Source organism: Bradyrhizobium sp. STM 3562, from assembly GCF_045571435.1.
GTDB lineage: Bacteria > Pseudomonadota > Alphaproteobacteria > Rhizobiales > Xanthobacteraceae > Bradyrhizobium.
The window spans coordinates 8,256,458-8,271,836 of record NZ_CP120694.1; the positions used below are offsets into that span (position 1 = coordinate 8,256,458).

The window sequence follows — 15,379 nt, forward strand, 5'->3', positions numbered from 1 at the left end:
TGCGCTCGCTCCACTCGCTTGTCCGGGACGACAACTACCGCCAATGCAGCAGCCGCGCCTCCAACAGGCCGATCAGCTTACCCACCGCCAGCCCGAACACCGACAAAACCACCACACCGGCCAGCAACTGATCCGTCTGCATCAGATTGCCGGCCTGCAGCACGAAGGCGCCGATGCCATAATCGGCGCCGATCATCTCCGCGCTCACCACAAGCAACAGCGCGATGGAGGCGGTGATGCGGAAGCCCGCGAGAATCGAGGGCAGCGCGCCCGGCCAGATCACCCGGCGCACGATGGTCGCAAACGGCACATTGAAGCTCTGGGCCATCCGGATCAGGTTGCGCGGCACGGCATCGACGCCGCTATAAACCGATATCGCGGTGGAGAAGAACACGCCCAACGCAATGGTTGCGATCTTGGGCTCCTCGCCGATCCCGAGCCACAGGATCAAGAGCGGCAACAGCGCGATCTTCGGGATCGGAAACAGCGCGGAGATGAAGGTGATGCCGAGACTGCGTGCGAGCGTCGACAGCCCGATCGCAAATCCGACGGCGATGCCTGCGGCAGTGCCGAGCAGCCAACCCGTCCCGATCCGCATCACCGAATAACCCAAATGATGCCAGAGCGCGCCGGAGAGCACGAGCTGTGAGAGCGCGCGACAGATGGCGAATGGGGTCGGCAGGAACAGCGGGTTGACGAGACCCGCGGCGCCCGCGAGCTGCCAGATCCCGATCACCACCAGCAGGGCGATCCAGCCGCTGTACCGGCTCGTCCCCGGCACGAATCCGGCGCCGCGGAATTCCACCAGTCGCGTCCCGGTCTTGGCGTCTTCCGAAGCCCGTGCTGTGGTGCGTTTAAGCATTCTGCACCTCGCGCTCCGCATCGATGGCTTCGTTGCGGATCAGCGACCACAACCCCGTCTGCAGTGCCAGCAGCTTGCCACGGGCCTCGGCACCGCCGCGCTCGCTGCGTGTCATCGGAATATTGACAACCTTGCGGATCCGGCCCGGGCGGCGCGACAGCACCACGATGCGGTCGGCGAGCCGCACGGCTTCCTCCAGATTATGCGTGACATAGATCGCGCCCATGGTGCCGTCCGCGAGCAGGCGGATGAAATCCTCCATCAACAGTTCGCGTGTCTGCGAGTCCAGCGCCGACAGCGGCTCGTCCATCAGCAGGATCGCCGGCCGCACCGCCAGCGCACGTGCAATGCCGACGCGCTGGCGCATGCCGCCCGACAATTGTTTTGGGTAGGTCGCGCGGAAATCGGACAAGCCCGTGCGACGCAACGCATCATCGACGAGCGCGCGGCGCTCGCCAGCGGAAAGCGCCGTATGTAGCAGCGGAAATTCGACATTGGCCTCCACCGTGCACCATGGCAGCAGCGCAAAATCCTGAAACACGAAAGTCAGCGGATTGAAACTGTCCGCGGGCGGCACGCCGCGCAGTTCGGCGGCGCCGGCCGCCGGCCGCAGCAAGCCGCCGAGAATCGAGAGCAGCGTGCTCTTGCCGCACCCGGAAGGGCCGACAATCGCCACCACCTCGCCCGCGCCGAGGGTGAACGAGACATCGTCGAGCACGTCGAGCTCGCCGAAGTGGTGAGAGATATGGTCGGCGATCAGGTCCATCTATGCGACCTATGCGGGCATGCCTGCTCCGTCATCCTGAGGCACGAGCCACCGGGTCCGCGCGAAGCGCGGCCCGATGACAGGCTCCGCGAGCCTCGAAGGATGAACGGCCCCCGTTGCAGCGGCCGGGCCGTGCATCCTTCGAGACGGCCGCTTCGCGGCCTCCTCGGGATAACGGAGATAAAGGGAGCGCGCGGGATCCATACTTCCTTCCATTCAATCCGCTTTCACGAAATCCTTGGCGACGATCGCGTCTACATCGAATCCCTTGTCGACAAAACCCTGCGCCTGCAGCCATTTGATCTGGTTGTCGACGTTCCTGACGTCGAGCTTGCCGTCAGGATCGATATAGGCGCAATTGCCGACCACCTGATCGAGCGGCAGGTTGGTGTATTTGGCGATGATCTCGAGCAGCGGTTTGGTCTGCTCATTGATCGGAGCGACGCCGTCCTTCACGGAAGTGAGGATCACGTCGTGATATTCGCGGTCGGCGCGCTCCAGCGCCGCTAGCAATTTCGTCACCAGCGGCTTGTTATTCAGCGTCTTGGGCGAGGCGAATACGGCACCTAGCTGCCACGGCGTCTCGTCGCCGACCCAGCCCAAGAGCTTGGCGCCGCCGTCATCCATCAGCTTGCGCGCCGTCGAGGCCGGCAACAGTGCCGCATCGGCCGTCTCGCCCTTCAGCGCGGCCGCGGCGTTCGATAGCGATTGCAATGGCACGATCTTCACATCGGAGAGCTTGAAGCCGTATTTGTCGGCGAGCAACCCCAGCGAATAGTGGAAGCTGGAGCCGACCTGAGTGACGGCCACGCGCTTGCCCGCGAGATCCTTCGGGGACCTCAAGCCGGCGGCATAGGCCTTGTTGCTGGCAAAATAGCCGATCAGGGGATAGCCTTTCCTCTCGCGGCTCATGCCGCCGATCACCTTGAGCGTGCCCTTGCCCGCCAGATTGTAGAGCCCGGCCGTGAAGGCGGTGATGCCGAAATCGACATCGCCGGAGGTGGTGGCGACCGCGATTGGCTGCGCCGCATCGAAGAATTTCAATTCGACGTTCAAGCCGGCATCGCGGAAATAGCCCTTATCCTGCGCGATGAAGACGGGTGCGGATGATGACAGCCGTAACACCCCGATCATGGCCTTGAGCGCATCCTCGGCCCTTGCGAGGCTAGTGCTTGCCAGCACCAAAGAGAAAGCGAGCATAGCCCGCGCAAATCCCCTCATCCCGGTTCCTCCGTTCGAATACCTTAACGCAGTGGGAGGGCCGCCTCGCCACGCCCGATGAAAGCGCCTTCTCTCGCCAGCGCCTGCTGCAGCTTCTCTAGCGCAATCTCGCGCGGAAGCGTATGGCCTGAAAGTGATAGACTTGGCGCGAGCCCATAGCGCCTCTCCCTGGCGAGGCAGGCGCCGGGCATCTGCGGCACCGATTCGCCGCGGCGATCCGCTGAAGCCGCGCCTTGCGAAGTGGCGGAAATTTGAGAATCACATCGCCGGGAGCAGTTCGGAGGCGACGCCCGGCATGGCAGACGCATCTCGCCGCGCCGCCGCGCAGACATTGGCGACCGGCAACTGACGCGCCGGTTCTTGCATGGCCTGCCAAAGCCGGTCCGGGTTCCCGGATGCAGGGCGCATCATGACCTGGCCCGGCCGGTTCGAGCACGCGCCCCCGCGCGCAAGAAGCACGCGCGGCGCCGCATCAGTGCCGAGAACGCCGATCTCTCTACGCCGCGCGGATCGTATGCAGGAAATCGTCGACGTTGCTCTTCAGCGAGACCGCCTGCTGCTGCAGCGCCGCGGCTGCGGCAAGGGCGGCTTCGGCGCCGGCGTCGGTCTCCCCCGCCACCGCGCGCACGTCGCCGATCTCCTGGGTCACGGCCGCCGTGCCATTGGCCGCTTCCTCGACATTGCGCGCGATTTCGCTGGTCGCCGCGCCTTGCTGCTCCACGGCCGAGGCGATCGCTGTGGAGATCTCCGATATTTCGCGAACCGTCGCGCCGAATTGCGTGATGGCCGCCACGGTTTCGCCCGTGGCGCTCTGGATCGTCGCGATCTGGCTGGCAATCTGCTCCGTCGCCTGCGCGGTCTGCGAGGCGAGATTCTTCACCTCGCTCGCGACGATCGCAAAGCCTTTCCCCGCCTCGCCGGCCCGCGCCGCTTCGATGGTCGCGTTCAGCGCGAGTAGATTGGTCTGGCTCGCGATCGCCTGGATGAGCTGAACGATGGTGCCGATCTTCTCCGCGGCGCTGGACAGGCCGTGGATCAGTTCGGAGGTCCGCTGCGTCTCGTGCGTGGCCCGGTTCGAGACCGCGACCGAGCGCTGCACCTGGCTCGATATCTCGCGGATCGAGGCGGCGAGTTCCTGGGTCGCAGACGCAACGGTCTGAACGTTCACCGAGGCCTGCTCGGCGCGGCCGGCAACCGCTTCGGCAAGCCCGCGACCGCGTTCGGCCACCCGTGCCAGCTCCTCGGCGCTTTTGCCCATGTCCTGGGCGCGGCCGCCGACGCCGGCGATGACGCCTTGCATGCCCTGCTCGAAACGACCGGCGAGCTCGGCCATCATGCGGACGCGATCCGCCTCGGCGGCCTCGCGCTGCCTTGCCGCTTCCTGCTCCATGCGGCGAACCGCCAGCGCATTCTCGCGGAACACCTCGACGGCGCGCGCCATGCGGCCGATCTCGTCACGCGACTCGCCGCCGGGAATGGCCTCCTCGAGTTCTCCCGCGGCGAGCGATTGCATCCGGTCGGTCATGCGGCGGATCGGGCCGGAGACGCTGGCTCCGATCAGCCAAGCCAGCAGGGCGCCCAGAACCAGCGCGCCGCCCGCGCTCACGATCACAGTATGCCGCGTCTCTTCGACCGCTGCGGCGGTCCTTTGTCCTTGTTCCGCGCGCACCGCACCGAGCTTCTGATTGATCTTGTTGACCTGCTCGTCAATCGCCGCGCTGGCCTTTGCCAAATCGGCCTGCTTCGCGCGCAAATCACCGGCAGCCTTGATCACTTCGTCCAACGCAGCCGTATCGGCTGTGATCTCGGCCTTGAGCGCCGTGACCAGCGACTTCAGCTTGGCCTCGCCCGCAGCGGCAATTTCGGATTCGCTGTCGGCGATCGCGGCCTGCGCGTATTGCAATGTCATCTTGGCATCGTCGGCCTCAGAGTCCGACAGCGTCGCACCATAGCGCATCACCGAAATCCGCACCGCGTCGACGGCGCCGGCCAGCCGCATGGGGTGGAACAGCCGTTCCGGATCGGACCGGTTGGCGAGGGCGACCTGGATGCCGCCGGCGTCCAGCCCAGCGGCGGCGCCATGCGCGTCGGCCTTGGTCATGGCGGCGCGCAGCCGGTCGACGGCGCTCGCCGCAGCGGCAAAGGATGATCGATAGGTTTCCAGCGCGCTTCGGACTGGACCCGCGCCATCGGCGATCGCTTGCAACTTGCCGAACTGCCGGTCGACCTGATCGGCGAGTTGCCCGACGCCTTCGATCGCCTTGGTGGCGGCATCCTTGTCGCCGACATTGCCGGTTCGAATGAATTTCTCCACCGCGCCGTTGGCGCTGAGCAGCGCGGCGCGCACCTGCGACATGCCGGCGTCGCCGGCGGCGCTAGTGATGAGCTCGTTGACGGTCCCCCCGATCCCTTCGACCTGAACCATGGCAAAGCCGGCGAGAAGAACGAGGAAGCTCAGGACCAGCGCGAAGCCGCCGAAAACCCGCGGACGGATACCGATCCAGGACAGCATGGAGGACAGTTTCATTGGATTTCCGAAATTTCTTAACGAGTGGACCGGATGGCGGCGAGCAGATCCTTGCCGAAGCGCTTCTCGAACTCCGGTTCGAGCGGCTTGAGCGCATCAATGAAAGGCTGGCGATCGACCTTGTCGATGACATCCATGCCGGCGCGACGCAGTTGTTCGAGCTTTTCCGCGTCAAGCTGTGACTGCCAGGTTGCCTCGGCTCCCGCCTTTGCGGCGGCGATCAGCGCCTCCTGATCGCTCGGATCGAGCTGTTCGAACATTGCCCGGTTTGCGACAAAGGCGATCGGCGCAAAGAAATGATCGCTGAGAGTCAGGTATTTCTGCACTTCGTTGAACCGGCTGGCGGCCATGGTCGACGGCGGATTTTCCTGGCCGTCAAGGCGTCCGTCCTTCAGCGCCGCATAGACCAGCGGAAATTCCATCGGTACCACTTCAGCGCCCAGCGCCTTGAAGGTCATCTGATAGATCGGGTTCGGGATCACACGGAATTTGAGGCCCTTGAGGTCATCGGGCGAGCGGATCGGCCGCTTGGAGTTGGTGATGTCGCGAAAGCCTTGCTTGCCAAGCGCCAGCAGCACCAACCCTTTATCGGCGAATTTGGCGGCGATCGCCGCACCAACCGGGCCTTGCATAACGGCCTTGGCGTGAGCGACGTCGCGAAATAGGAAGGGAATGTCGAACACGCCCATTTCGGGAATGGCCCCGCTGACCACGCCGCCGGAGAGGACCGCGACATCGACAGCACCCGAGCGGGTCGCGGCAAGAATGGCATTCTCGCTGCCGAGTGCGCCGCCTACGCGCTCATCGAGGATGATGCGCTTGCCGGCCAGCGCCTGCAGCTTTTGACGCAAGGTGTCAGAGCCGACCTGCTGCGGATTTTGCAGGTGTGAATTGAAGGCCAGCGACACCATCCGGGTTGAAGCGACCAGCGGCTGAAGCGATAGCAGCGCCGATGCTGCGACCATTGACCCAGCTACCCAAAACCCTCGTATCTGTCTGCGCATGACCCACCGCTGCGTTGGCTTTGGCGCAGGCCTAGCAAAGAATTATGGTTAAGGTCTTAAGATGGCTCCGTTCAGGTTGCATCGATCGATAAGCGCCCAATCAGATACCGGGCCGACGGCCTCGATGTCAGCGGCCATGCCGCCAATCGGCGGCGCGTTTCTCGGCGAAGGAGGCAAGACCCTCCTTTGCCTCCGCCGACTGGCGCTTGGCCGCATGCATTCGCACCAGGCGCGCATAGGTCGCGTCGTCGACGCCCATACCGCCGAACGAGCTTTCCATTGCCTGCGCCTTGGTTTCCGTCAGGGCGCCGGGGGCGTTGGCGAGCAGTTGCTCGACAACCTTGGCGCCAGCGGCCTCCAGCTCATCCAGCGGCACCACCTCGTGCACCAGACCGATGCGGCGGGCTTCTTGCGCGCTGAACCGTTCGCCGGTCAGCGCATAGCGGCGGACCTGGCGGACGCCGATCGCGTCGCATAATTGCGGGATAATGATCGCAGCGGTCAGTCCCCAGCGAACCTCCGTGATCGAGAACACGGCGTTGTCAGCCGCGATGACAATGTCGCAGGCGGCAATCACGCCGGTGCCGCCACCGAAACATCCGCCTTGCACCAGCGCCACCGTCGGGATGGGCAGCCTGTTCAACCGCTGCACGGCTTCGAAGGTCGCTTGCGAGGCCGCCTCGTTGGCGGCGGGCGATTGCATTCTCACGCCATTGATCCATTTCAGGTCGGCGCCGACCTGAAAATGCTTGCCATGGCCTTTCAGGACCGCCACCCGAAGCTGCGGCTGCTTGCCGAGCTCATCCATCGCCGTGAGCAGGCCCTGAATGAGGCCGGCGTCATAGGCATTATTCACCTCGGGACGGTTCAACGTGACAGTTGCAACCCCGCGCTCATCAAGGCTCCACAAGACCGGGCTGTCAGACATTCTTGATCCTTTCGAAACGGCCGCCGCTACTCCGCCGAGAAGCGTTATGAGCAGCATGTGGCATTTCGGCTGGGGCGGCAAGCCGCCGGGTCGGCACACGGCCTTGCGACCCGTTGCGCCGCGGATTGGCTTCGTGGAAACTGGGCTCGACATTATCAAGCGCGGACTCCATCCCGATGCGGATATGCATTTTCGGCGCGGGCGCCGTCGGCAGTCATTTTGCGGTGCGGCTCGCGCTCGCCGGCCACGACGTTGCCTGCGTCATGCGCGGGCCGCATCTAAAGGCGGTGAGGACGAACGGCCTTGTGCTGCACGTCGGCGAGGCCGAGCTTCGCGCAAGCGTGACCGCCTCGGACGATCCGGCGGCACTCGGGCCTCAGGATCTCGTGATCAGCACGCTGAAAGCAACCGCCGTCGGCAGCCTCGCCGAGGGACTGCGCCCCTTGCTCGGGGACGACACGGCGGTCGTGCTTGCGCAGAACGGCATTCCCTGGTGGTACGATCTTGGGCTGCCTCCGGATCATCCGCCGCCACCCGACCTTTCCTTTCTCGATGCGGGCGGACGGCTGCGTGCCGCGATCCCGAAACAGCGGATCATTGGCGGCGTGATCTTTTCCTCGAACGAGGTGATCGCGCCTGGCGTGGTCGAAAATCTCTCACCCGACCGCAACCGCCTGTTGATCGGCGAATGCGACGACCGTGCCAGCGCGCGTATCGCCGAGCTGCGCTACACCTTTGAGGCCGCGGCCATCGAGTCGCCGCCCGTGAGAGAGATCAGGGAGGCGATCTGGTCGAAGCTTCTCACCAACATGTCGCTATCGGTGCTGTGCCTTCTGACCGGGCAGACGGCACGCGGGGTGCGCGATGATCCGGCGATGCAGGACGTAATCCCGCGCCTGCTCGATGAAGCGAACCAGATCGCGCAAAACTACATCCCCAATGTCAAGCGCGTGACACGAAGCGGACCCGCGCCCAATCACAAGCCGTCCATCTTGCAGGACTACGAGCTCGGCCGCCCCATGGAAATCGATGCGCTGGTGCGCGCGCCCGCCGCTTTTGCGAGAGCGGCGGGGCTATCGACGCCCATGTTCGACCTGCTCGCGGCGCTCGCAACTCAGAAGGCGCGGGACAAGGGACTGTATGGGGTCTGAGTTATCGCCCCGACGTCGTCGCTCGTCTCGTCGCCGCATCAACCATGCTTCGGCGTTATTTTCCTGGTCCATTCGGCGAACACGTCCAGCACCTCATCCATCACTTCGGCATCATTGCGCCCCGAACGTGCCGGGACGTGAAAGGAATGATCGGCGCCTTCGATGAGATGGAGCGAGGCGCGCGCGCCGAGCCCTTGGACGACGCCTCTGAGCAGGTCGAGCTCCGCGAGCTTGTCGCGGGTGCCCTGCAGAAACAGCATGGGGATGTGAACATCCGCAAGATGCGCCGCCCGCTCGTCGGACGGCTTGCCGGCCGGATGCAGCGGAAAGCCGAAGAAGGCCAAGCCGGCCACGCCGGCCAGCGCGCTCTTCGCCTGCGCCTGCGAGGTCATGCGCCCGCCGAAGGATTTGCCGCCCGCGATCAGCGGCAGGCCCGGACAGGCGCCCACCGCCGCTTCGACCGCAGCGCGCACGGTCGCCTGCGCGAGCGCAGGCGGATCGGGCCGCTTGCTGCCCTTTTCCATATAGGGGAACTGGTAGCGCAGCGCCGCGATGCCACGGGCGGCTAGTCCCGCGGCGACGGCTTCCATAAAGGAGTGCGCCATGCCGGCGCCAGCGCCATGGGCAAACACGAAGCAGGTGCGCGGCTCTGCCGGACGCGTAAGAAGCGCGGAGACGCAGACCGACTTGCCGACATCGATCGTGAGCTGCTCGTTCATGCAGCCCAAACTATCAGAACAACAGCACGCCGTCGTCGGCTTCACTGCTACTGGCAGCCCGCGCCGGCGCCTTGGGCGTGAGGCCAAAACCCTTCAAGAAGTCGCGATGTACGTCGCGCTCGCGCTCCATGGTGTAGCGGGCGAAGAGATCGTCGAAGACGGCTTCATCGCTCGCCGAGAGCGCCGCCTTCTGTGCCGTGATGGCGGCAGCTTCCAGCCGGGTCGCCACGCGCGGCAAGGACGCGGCGCCCTTGCCGAGCTCAGTCATTCGATGAGAGGCGGAGGTCATCAGGCCTTCAAATTCCGCCCCCTCCTCGGCCAGCCGGCTGATCAGGCCGCCGAGCCGCGCGTTGCCGGCTTCGACTTCGCGCAAGGCATGCAGGATCGACGGTTCGAGGTTGGCCAGTTGCGCGGGATCGCCATGGACGCGAAGCGCCCTGAGCTCGTTCGCCGATTTCTCGATGCCGTCCAGCGCGGGCTTGAGGCGCGCGGCGCCGATGGAGACGTGATCGGCGGTCGCCTTGAGTTCATTGGCAATCACGACAAAGGCGTTGCCTTTGCTGCCGAGGTGGCTGGCCCTAAGCGAGGCATTCATGCCGATCAGGGTGATATCGACGACGGCTTCGGACAGTCCGGCGATGGCATTGCGAAACTTGCCGAGCGTATCCTCCACCACCGTCAAGGCATCGTCGACGGACTTGCCCGCGCCCTCACAGGTCGCGATCAGCGTCGATGCCTGTGCCAGGATCTCCTTGATGCGGGCCAGGAATGACGCGGAATCGCTGCTCTCACCGCCATAGAGCGAGCGTCCCTGGCCGACGACGGCGACCGCATCGCTGAGGATGGCCGACAAAGCCCGCACGATCTCGCCGATGTCGTGCTCCAATTCGCGCTGGGCGTCCTTGAGCTGCATGGCCTGGAGGCGGCAGAGGAGGCCTGCATTTGACGCCTCGGGGGCGGCCGGCGGCATCAGGCTCGGCGCCGTATCGTCGGCAACGCCGAGCCCGTGGCAGATATGTTCCAGGCGCTGGCGCGCGCTGTCGCCGGCCTGCAGCGAGATGATCGATCGCCCGACCGCCTCGGCGATCTTCCTGGTGCTTGCGCCTGCGAGCTCGGCCAGATGCACGCTCTTGTTGCGCTGTTCCCGCATGCCGGAATAGGCGGAGATCAGATCGCCGCCCGCCGAAAGCAGTTGCGCCTGATAGCGCTGTTCAAAATCCTTTTGCCGGTTGAGCGCGGTGACGACCGCCTTGGACAACAGATCCTGATCGCGCGCGCATGTTTCCAGCGACTGCTGCACTGCCCTGGCGAGTTCGTGGGCTTCCTGCGTGAAGGCGAGAAAGCCCTCCCGATCCCGCGCCAGAGAGGCCGCTTCGATCTTGGCGCTGCGGGCGATGATCGAGATCATCTGCACATCCTTGAACAGCGGCTTGAGCAGCTCGGAAGCCTCGTTGGCGGCCTTGCCGAGACGACCCAACAGAGCACTTTCCGCCGGCAGCGCCTCCGCCAGTCCGTTCAGCCGCTTTGCAACCTCGCGAAGAGCTTCCGAGGCGCCCTCGATCTGCGCGCTGGAGAGTTCTTCGGACAACGCGCTCAAGGCTTGATTCAAGTTCTGAAAGATCGCGTGCCCGCGACCTAGCTGATGACCTGCCTCGGCAAAAGTCTCCTCGATGCGCGAGGAGACTTCCTCGATCGATCGGATCGCTGTGTTGATCGCGTCTGGCTGGACAGGGGCCAACATCCTTCGGCTCAAGCCATCAGGGCGGGCTGCCCCGCCTGGTACCAGAGCATGATCTCGCGCGGGATCTGGCTGAGCGAAACAACCTTTTCCGCCGCGCCCAACGCGATCGCCTCTTTCGGCATGCCGAACACGACGCAGCTCTCTTCATCCTGCGCGCGCGTCGCCGCGCCCAGCTTGCGCATCTCAAGCAACCCGCGCGCGCCGTCGTCCCCCATACCGGTCATGATAATGCCGAGCGCGTTGCGGCCGGCATATTGCGCGGCCGAGCGGAACAGCACGTCGGCGGAAGGCCGATGCCGCGATACCGGCGGTCCGTCCTTGATCGCGATGTGATAGCGCAAGCCGGTCCGTTGCAGCAGCATGTGCCGTGCCCCGGGCGCGATATAGGCGTGGCCCGGCTGCACCGGCTCGCCGTCCTCCGCCTCCTTCACGCTGATCTGGCAGACGCCGTTGAGCCGCCGCGCAAAGGCGGCGGTAAAGCCCTGCGGCATGTGCTGCACGATCAGGATGCCGGGACAATGGGATGGCAACACCTCGAGCACGTCGTTCAAGGCCTCGGTCCCGCCGGTCGACACGCCGATACAGACGATGCGCTCGGTCACTGGGCGGGACCGCCCCTGCACAGGCGGCGGGATGATGGCGTCAGCGGTGAGTTTCTTCTCCACCGGCGCGCGTCGCGCAAGCCGCGGCCGCACGCGGGCGCGGGCCGCCGATTTGACGGCGTCGCGCAACCGCCCCGAGGATTCAAGCAGCGCCTGGCGGGTATCAATGCGCGGCTTGGGAACGATATCCACCGCACCGGCCTCGAACGCCTGGAACATCAGGTCCGAGCCCTCTTCCGTCAGCGAGGAGCAGATGATCACCGGGATCGGATGCTGCGCCATGATCTTGCGCAGAAATGTGATGCCATCCATGCGCGGCATTTCAATGTCGAGAAGAATGACATCAGGCAGTTCGTTCTGCAGCCGGCGGGCCGCCGCATAGGGATCGGATGCGGTCCCCATGATCTCGATGTCGGGATCTTCCGAAAGGATCGTCGTGAGGATTTGGCGCACTGACGCCGAATCATCCACGATCAGCACACGCACTTTCTTTTTGAGCATGGCTGTGCTCCGTTCTAGACCCGAAAGATCGTCGGCTGAACCTGCTTCAGCCCGGGCACGACGCTGTGAACCATCGATTCCGAGTGCCCGACCATCAGGTAACCTCCGGGCCTCAAATGCGCGCATAACTGCTCGACGACTTTGCGCTGGGTCTCCCGTTCAAAATAGATCAATACGTTGCGGCAGAAGATGATGTCGACATCGCGATCGACAGGATATTTGGAATCCATCAGGTTCATGCGCATGAAATTCGTGCGCCGGCGGAGTTCCGGGACGATACGCACCTCATCGCTCGCGCGATCCTTCGCCGACAGAAAATAGCGCTTGATGAAGGCAGGAGGCACCGGCTCCAGCGTATCGCGCGTGTAGATCGCGGTCTTGGCCAGGCGCAGCACGGCCGTCGAGATATCCGTGCCCAGGATCCGAAACTGGAATCGCGAGCCGGTCCTCGTCATGTCGTCGAGAACCATGGCGGTGCTGTAGGCTTCCATTCCGGTCGAGCAGGCCGCGCTCCAGATCTTCAGGTCACCGCGGCCCCGCGGCTTCAGGAGCTCGGGAACGGCGACCTCCCTCATGAAGGTGAAGTGCGACGGCTCACGAAAGAAGTCGGTCTTGTTGGTGGTCACGACATCGATAAGATGCGTGAGCTCGTCGTCGAGCTGACCGGCTTCGAACAAGGTCTCGACGTATTCGTTGAGTCCGCCATAGTTGAGCGCGCGGACGCGCTTGTGCAGCCGGCCCTCCAGCATCAGGCGTTTGCCGGCCGGCAACTTGATCCCGACCTGCCCTTCGATCAGCTTGGCGATCATGCCGAAATGCCGGTCGGACAGGTGCAGCGGACTTTCCAGCATATTCAAAGCCACGGCGCTCACGCGGCGACAGGCGCGTCGACCTGCGTCTCCTGCGCTGCCGGCATGCCCTCATGCGCCATCAGGCGCGCGAGATCGAAGATGATGACGAATTTGTCGCCCTTGCGCCCGATGCCTGCGATGTAATCGGACTGCCAGCGCCCGCCGACCGACGGTACCGGCTCCATCGAGCTCTCGTCGATGTCGGTGACTTCGTAGACGCAATCCGCGACGAAGCCGACGCCGACCACGCGATCGCCGATCGGCACGTCGAGAATGATGATGCGGGTGGCGTCCGTCGCCGGCACGCTCGGCAGATCCAGCTTCAATCGCAAGTCGACGATCGGATAGCCGCTGCCGCGCACGTCGATCATGCCGAGCAGGAAGTGCGGAGCGTGGGGCAGCTTCGAGATCGGCCGCATGTCCAGGATCTCGCGGACATTGCGGATGCCGATGCCGAACGTCTCGCCTGCGAGACCAAGCGTTAGGTATTGCGCTGTTTCGGCCATGTTGCCGTCCTTGAGAGGTTTTGATCGGCGCGGGCCCAACTACGCCGCGCCAATCTCGTTGTGTTTGTCAGCGTTGGAAATCTGCATCGCGTTCGTCGCCGCCGTCATCCATGGCGAAGGCAAAGCCGCCGCCCGACGCCTTGGCGGTACGGGCGGGCCTGGCGGTGACGGGTTTTCTTGCGCCGCGATCGGCCGCGGCCATGGTCTGGGCCTTGGCGCGAAGCTGGCTGACCGCGCGATCGATCGGCGCGGGCGCATCCAGCTTGGTCTTGGCTGCGTTCTGGTCGATGCGGAAATAGGCGATGGTCGATTGCAATTGCTCGGCCTGCGAGGCGAGCTCTTCGGAAGTCGAGGACACCTGCTCGGAGGCGCTGGCGTTCTGCTGGCCGACCTTGTCGAGCTGCTGGATCGCCTGGTTGATCTGCGCCGAGCCGACGTCCTGCTCGCGGCAGGCGGCGGTAATCTCCTCGACCAGTTCCGCCGTCTTCTTGATGTCGGGCACCAGCTTGGCGAGCATGCCGCCCGCCTCCTGGGCCACCTTGACGGTTTCCGACGACAAGGTGCCGATCTCGGCCGCGGCGGCCTGGCTGCGCTCGGCGAGCTTGCGCACCTCGGAGGCGACCACCGCAAAGCCCTTGCCATGCTCGCCGGCGCGCGCGGCCTCGACCGCGGCATTCAGGGCGAGCAGGTCGGTCTGGCGGGCGATCTCCTGCACGATGGTGATCTTTTCCGCGATCGTCTGCATCGCCTGCACCGCGCGGCCGACCGCGGCGCCGCTTGCCTCGGCATCCTTGGCCGACTGCGCGGCGATCTTCTCGGTCTGGCTGGCGTTCTCGGCGTTCTGCTTCACGTTCGCGGCCATCTCCTCCATCGAGGAGGAGGCTTCCTCGGCGGAAGAGGCCTGTTCGGTCGCGCCCTGCGAGAGCTGCTCGGCGCTGGCCGAGAGCTCCTGGCTGCCGGCCGAGACGTTCTGCGCCGCGGTCAGGGCCTCGGCCACGATCTGCCGAAGCTTCTCCACCATGCGCTCCAACGCCATGCCGAGCTTGTCCTTATCCGAGATACGCTTGGCTTCCACGGTGAGGTTGCCCTGCGCGATCTCATGGGCAACCGCGGCCGTGGCATTGAGGCTCGACAGCATGCGCTCCAGCGCCAAGCCGAGCGTGTCTTTTTCGGACAGCGGCTTGGCTACGACATCCAGGTTGCCCTGCGCAACCTCGCCGGCCACGGCGGCCGTCGCGTTGAGGTTCACGGTCATCGCATTCAGCGCCTTGATCAGGTCGCCGACCTCGTCATCGCTGACGACATCGATCTTCTGGCTGAGATCGCCGATCGCGACCGCATCAGCGAGGCCGACGGCGCGGCCCAGCGCGCGGCTGATGCTAAGCGCAATCCAGATCGCCGCCCCGACGGCAATGACGAGCGAGGCCAGGACCAGGCAGAGCATCAGCATCTGCGCGCGAGCGCCGTCCTGCCTGGCCTGCTCGGCATTGTCGGCCATCAGCTTTTTGACGAAGGCGATGTATTCGTCGACGACTTTGATCGTTTCCGCGACCGCCTTGCGCTCGTCGGTTGACGAATGCTCAATCGCTTTCGCCTTGTCCGACTTCACGAGCTTGAAGGTGTGATCCTCCAACGCGTTCATATCGGCGTACGCAGTCGCAATCCTATCAAGGATCTTCTTGCCGTTTTCGGTGGCCGCGGCATAGATTTCATCTCGGGTCTTCAGGAACGCCGTTCGATAGCTGTTGGCCTCGGCGATGAAGCGGTCCGCCTCAGCATCTGACGGTGCGAGGAGCACGTTCTTCTCGGCACGGATCTGAAGCAGAATGTCCTCCTTCAGCATCGAGGCCTTGTCCATGCGCCCGGCGGCCCCGACGATGGTCTCGCTCGCCGAGGTCGTGTCGCTCAGTTTCATGTAGCCGACGGCTCCCATGATAGCGGACAGCAGGATTACGGCGCCGAAGGTGCCGGCCAGCTTGGCCTTGATCGTCAGTCTCATT

At 64.7% G+C, this 15,379-nt stretch carries 13 protein-coding genes; 1 reads left to right on the plus strand and 12 read right to left on the minus strand.

Annotation, left to right across the window (positions count from 1 at the left end; translation table 11 throughout):
* Window positions 1-34: 34 nt before the first annotated feature.
* The 6 genes from P6U23_RS38155 to P6U23_RS38180 all read right to left on the minus strand — a co-directional run bounded on the left by P6U23_RS38155 (window position 35) and on the right by P6U23_RS38180 (window position 7,308).
* Window positions 35-862 carry an ABC transporter permease gene (locus P6U23_RS38155; RefSeq protein WP_407177422.1) on the minus strand — a complete coding sequence of 276 codons (828 nt, stop codon included), beginning with the start codon at window positions 860-862 and terminating at the stop codon, window positions 35-37.
* Complete coding sequence (locus P6U23_RS38160; protein ID WP_407177423.1) at window positions 855-1,628, minus strand: ABC transporter ATP-binding protein; 774 nt, start codon at window positions 1,626-1,628, stop codon at window positions 855-857. Before P6U23_RS38160 ends, P6U23_RS38155 begins: the two co-directional genes overlap by 8 nt.
* Window positions 1,629-1,844: 216 nt before the next feature.
* Window positions 1,845-2,849, minus strand: a complete 1,005-nt coding sequence (locus P6U23_RS38165) for an ABC transporter substrate-binding protein (protein ID WP_407177424.1) — start codon at window positions 2,847-2,849, stop codon at window positions 1,845-1,847.
* A gap of 496 nt (window positions 2,850-3,345) precedes the next feature.
* Window positions 3,346-5,376: a methyl-accepting chemotaxis protein gene (locus tag P6U23_RS38170; protein ID WP_407177425.1), complete on the minus strand. Its 2,031-nt coding sequence runs from the start codon at window positions 5,374-5,376 to the stop codon at window positions 3,346-3,348.
* A 17-nt stretch (window positions 5,377-5,393) separates the two neighbouring features.
* Window positions 5,394-6,380, minus strand: coding sequence for a TRAP transporter substrate-binding protein (locus P6U23_RS38175; RefSeq protein WP_407177426.1), 987 nt, complete (start codon window positions 6,378-6,380; stop codon window positions 5,394-5,396).
* A gap of 127 nt (window positions 6,381-6,507) precedes the next feature.
* Complete coding sequence (locus tag P6U23_RS38180) at window positions 6,508-7,308, minus strand: enoyl-CoA hydratase-related protein (RefSeq protein WP_407177427.1); 801 nt, start codon at window positions 7,306-7,308, stop codon at window positions 6,508-6,510.
* Between the two features lie 176 nt (window positions 7,309-7,484).
* On the opposite strand from P6U23_RS38180, the gene P6U23_RS38185 reads away from it, so the two are divergent.
* A complete protein-coding gene (locus P6U23_RS38185) occupies window positions 7,485-8,459 on the plus strand; it encodes a ketopantoate reductase family protein (RefSeq protein WP_407177428.1) in 975 nt (324 codons plus the stop codon).
* Window positions 8,460-8,497: 38 nt separating this feature from the next.
* Here the strand turns inward: P6U23_RS38185 and P6U23_RS38190 are convergent, their stop codons facing one another.
* The 6 genes from P6U23_RS38190 to P6U23_RS38215 all read right to left on the minus strand — a co-directional run bounded on the left by P6U23_RS38190 (window position 8,498) and on the right by P6U23_RS38215 (window position 15,378).
* Window positions 8,498-9,178 (minus strand): alpha/beta family hydrolase, encoded by a 681-nt coding sequence (locus tag P6U23_RS38190; protein ID WP_407177429.1) that lies wholly within the window; start codon window positions 9,176-9,178, stop codon window positions 8,498-8,500.
* A 13-nt stretch (window positions 9,179-9,191) separates the two neighbouring features.
* Complete coding sequence (locus tag P6U23_RS38195; RefSeq protein ID WP_407177430.1) at window positions 9,192-10,919, minus strand: chemotaxis protein; 1,728 nt, start codon at window positions 10,917-10,919, stop codon at window positions 9,192-9,194.
* Window positions 10,920-10,927: 8 nt separating this feature from the next.
* Entirely contained in the window at window positions 10,928-12,022 is a 1,095-nt protein-coding gene (locus P6U23_RS38200; protein ID WP_407177431.1) for a chemotaxis response regulator protein-glutamate methylesterase, read from the minus strand.
* Window positions 12,023-12,036: 14 nt separating this feature from the next.
* Complete coding sequence (locus P6U23_RS38205) at window positions 12,037-12,873, minus strand: CheR family methyltransferase (protein ID WP_407181719.1); 837 nt, start codon at window positions 12,871-12,873, stop codon at window positions 12,037-12,039.
* A 17-nt stretch (window positions 12,874-12,890) separates the two neighbouring features.
* Window positions 12,891-13,379, minus strand: coding sequence for a chemotaxis protein CheW (locus P6U23_RS38210; RefSeq protein WP_407177432.1), 489 nt, complete (start codon window positions 13,377-13,379; stop codon window positions 12,891-12,893).
* 67 nt (window positions 13,380-13,446) lie between these two features.
* On the minus strand, window positions 13,447-15,378 hold the full coding sequence (locus tag P6U23_RS38215) for a methyl-accepting chemotaxis protein (protein ID WP_407177433.1): 1,932 nt from the start codon (window positions 15,376-15,378) through the stop codon (window positions 13,447-13,449).
* Window position 15,379: the final 1 nt, after the last annotated feature.

What these genes read in the sequence shown, in the direction of transcription:
- P6U23_RS38170 (WP_407177425.1), bottom strand. Translation starts at nt 5,376, where the DNA reads ATGAAACTGTCCTCCATGCTGTCCTGGATCGGTATCCGTCCGCGGGTT.
- P6U23_RS38175 (WP_407177426.1), bottom strand. Translation starts at nt 6,380, where the DNA reads ATGCGCAGACAGATACGAGGGTTTTGGGTAGCTGGGTCAATGGTCGCA.
- P6U23_RS38200 (WP_407177431.1), bottom strand. Translation starts at nt 12,022, where the DNA reads ATGCTCAAAAAGAAAGTGCGTGTGCTGATCGTGGATGATTCGGCGTCA.
- P6U23_RS38205 (WP_407181719.1), bottom strand. Translation starts at nt 12,873, where the DNA reads ATGCTGGAAAGTCCGCTGCACCTGTCCGACCGGCATTTCGGCATGATC.
- P6U23_RS38180 (WP_407177427.1), bottom strand. Translation starts at nt 7,308, where the DNA reads ATGTCTGACAGCCCGGTCTTGTGGAGCCTTGATGAGCGCGGGGTTGCA.
- P6U23_RS38160 (WP_407177423.1), bottom strand. Translation starts at nt 1,628, where the DNA reads ATGGACCTGATCGCCGACCATATCTCTCACCACTTCGGCGAGCTCGAC.
- P6U23_RS38215 (WP_407177433.1), bottom strand. Translation starts at nt 15,378, where the DNA reads ATGAGACTGACGATCAAGGCCAAGCTGGCCGGCACCTTCGGCGCCGTA.
- P6U23_RS38185 (WP_407177428.1), top strand. Translation starts at nt 7,485, where the DNA reads ATGCGGATATGCATTTTCGGCGCGGGCGCCGTCGGCAGTCATTTTGCG.
- P6U23_RS38195 (WP_407177430.1), bottom strand. Translation starts at nt 10,919, where the DNA reads ATGTTGGCCCCTGTCCAGCCAGACGCGATCAACACAGCGATCCGATCG.
- P6U23_RS38155 (WP_407177422.1), bottom strand. Translation starts at nt 862, where the DNA reads ATGCTTAAACGCACCACAGCACGGGCTTCGGAAGACGCCAAGACCGGG.
- P6U23_RS38190 (WP_407177429.1), bottom strand. Translation starts at nt 9,178, where the DNA reads ATGAACGAGCAGCTCACGATCGATGTCGGCAAGTCGGTCTGCGTCTCC.
- P6U23_RS38165 (WP_407177424.1), bottom strand. Translation starts at nt 2,849, where the DNA reads ATGAGGGGATTTGCGCGGGCTATGCTCGCTTTCTCTTTGGTGCTGGCA.
- P6U23_RS38210 (WP_407177432.1), bottom strand. Translation starts at nt 13,379, where the DNA reads ATGGCCGAAACAGCGCAATACCTAACGCTTGGTCTCGCAGGCGAGACG.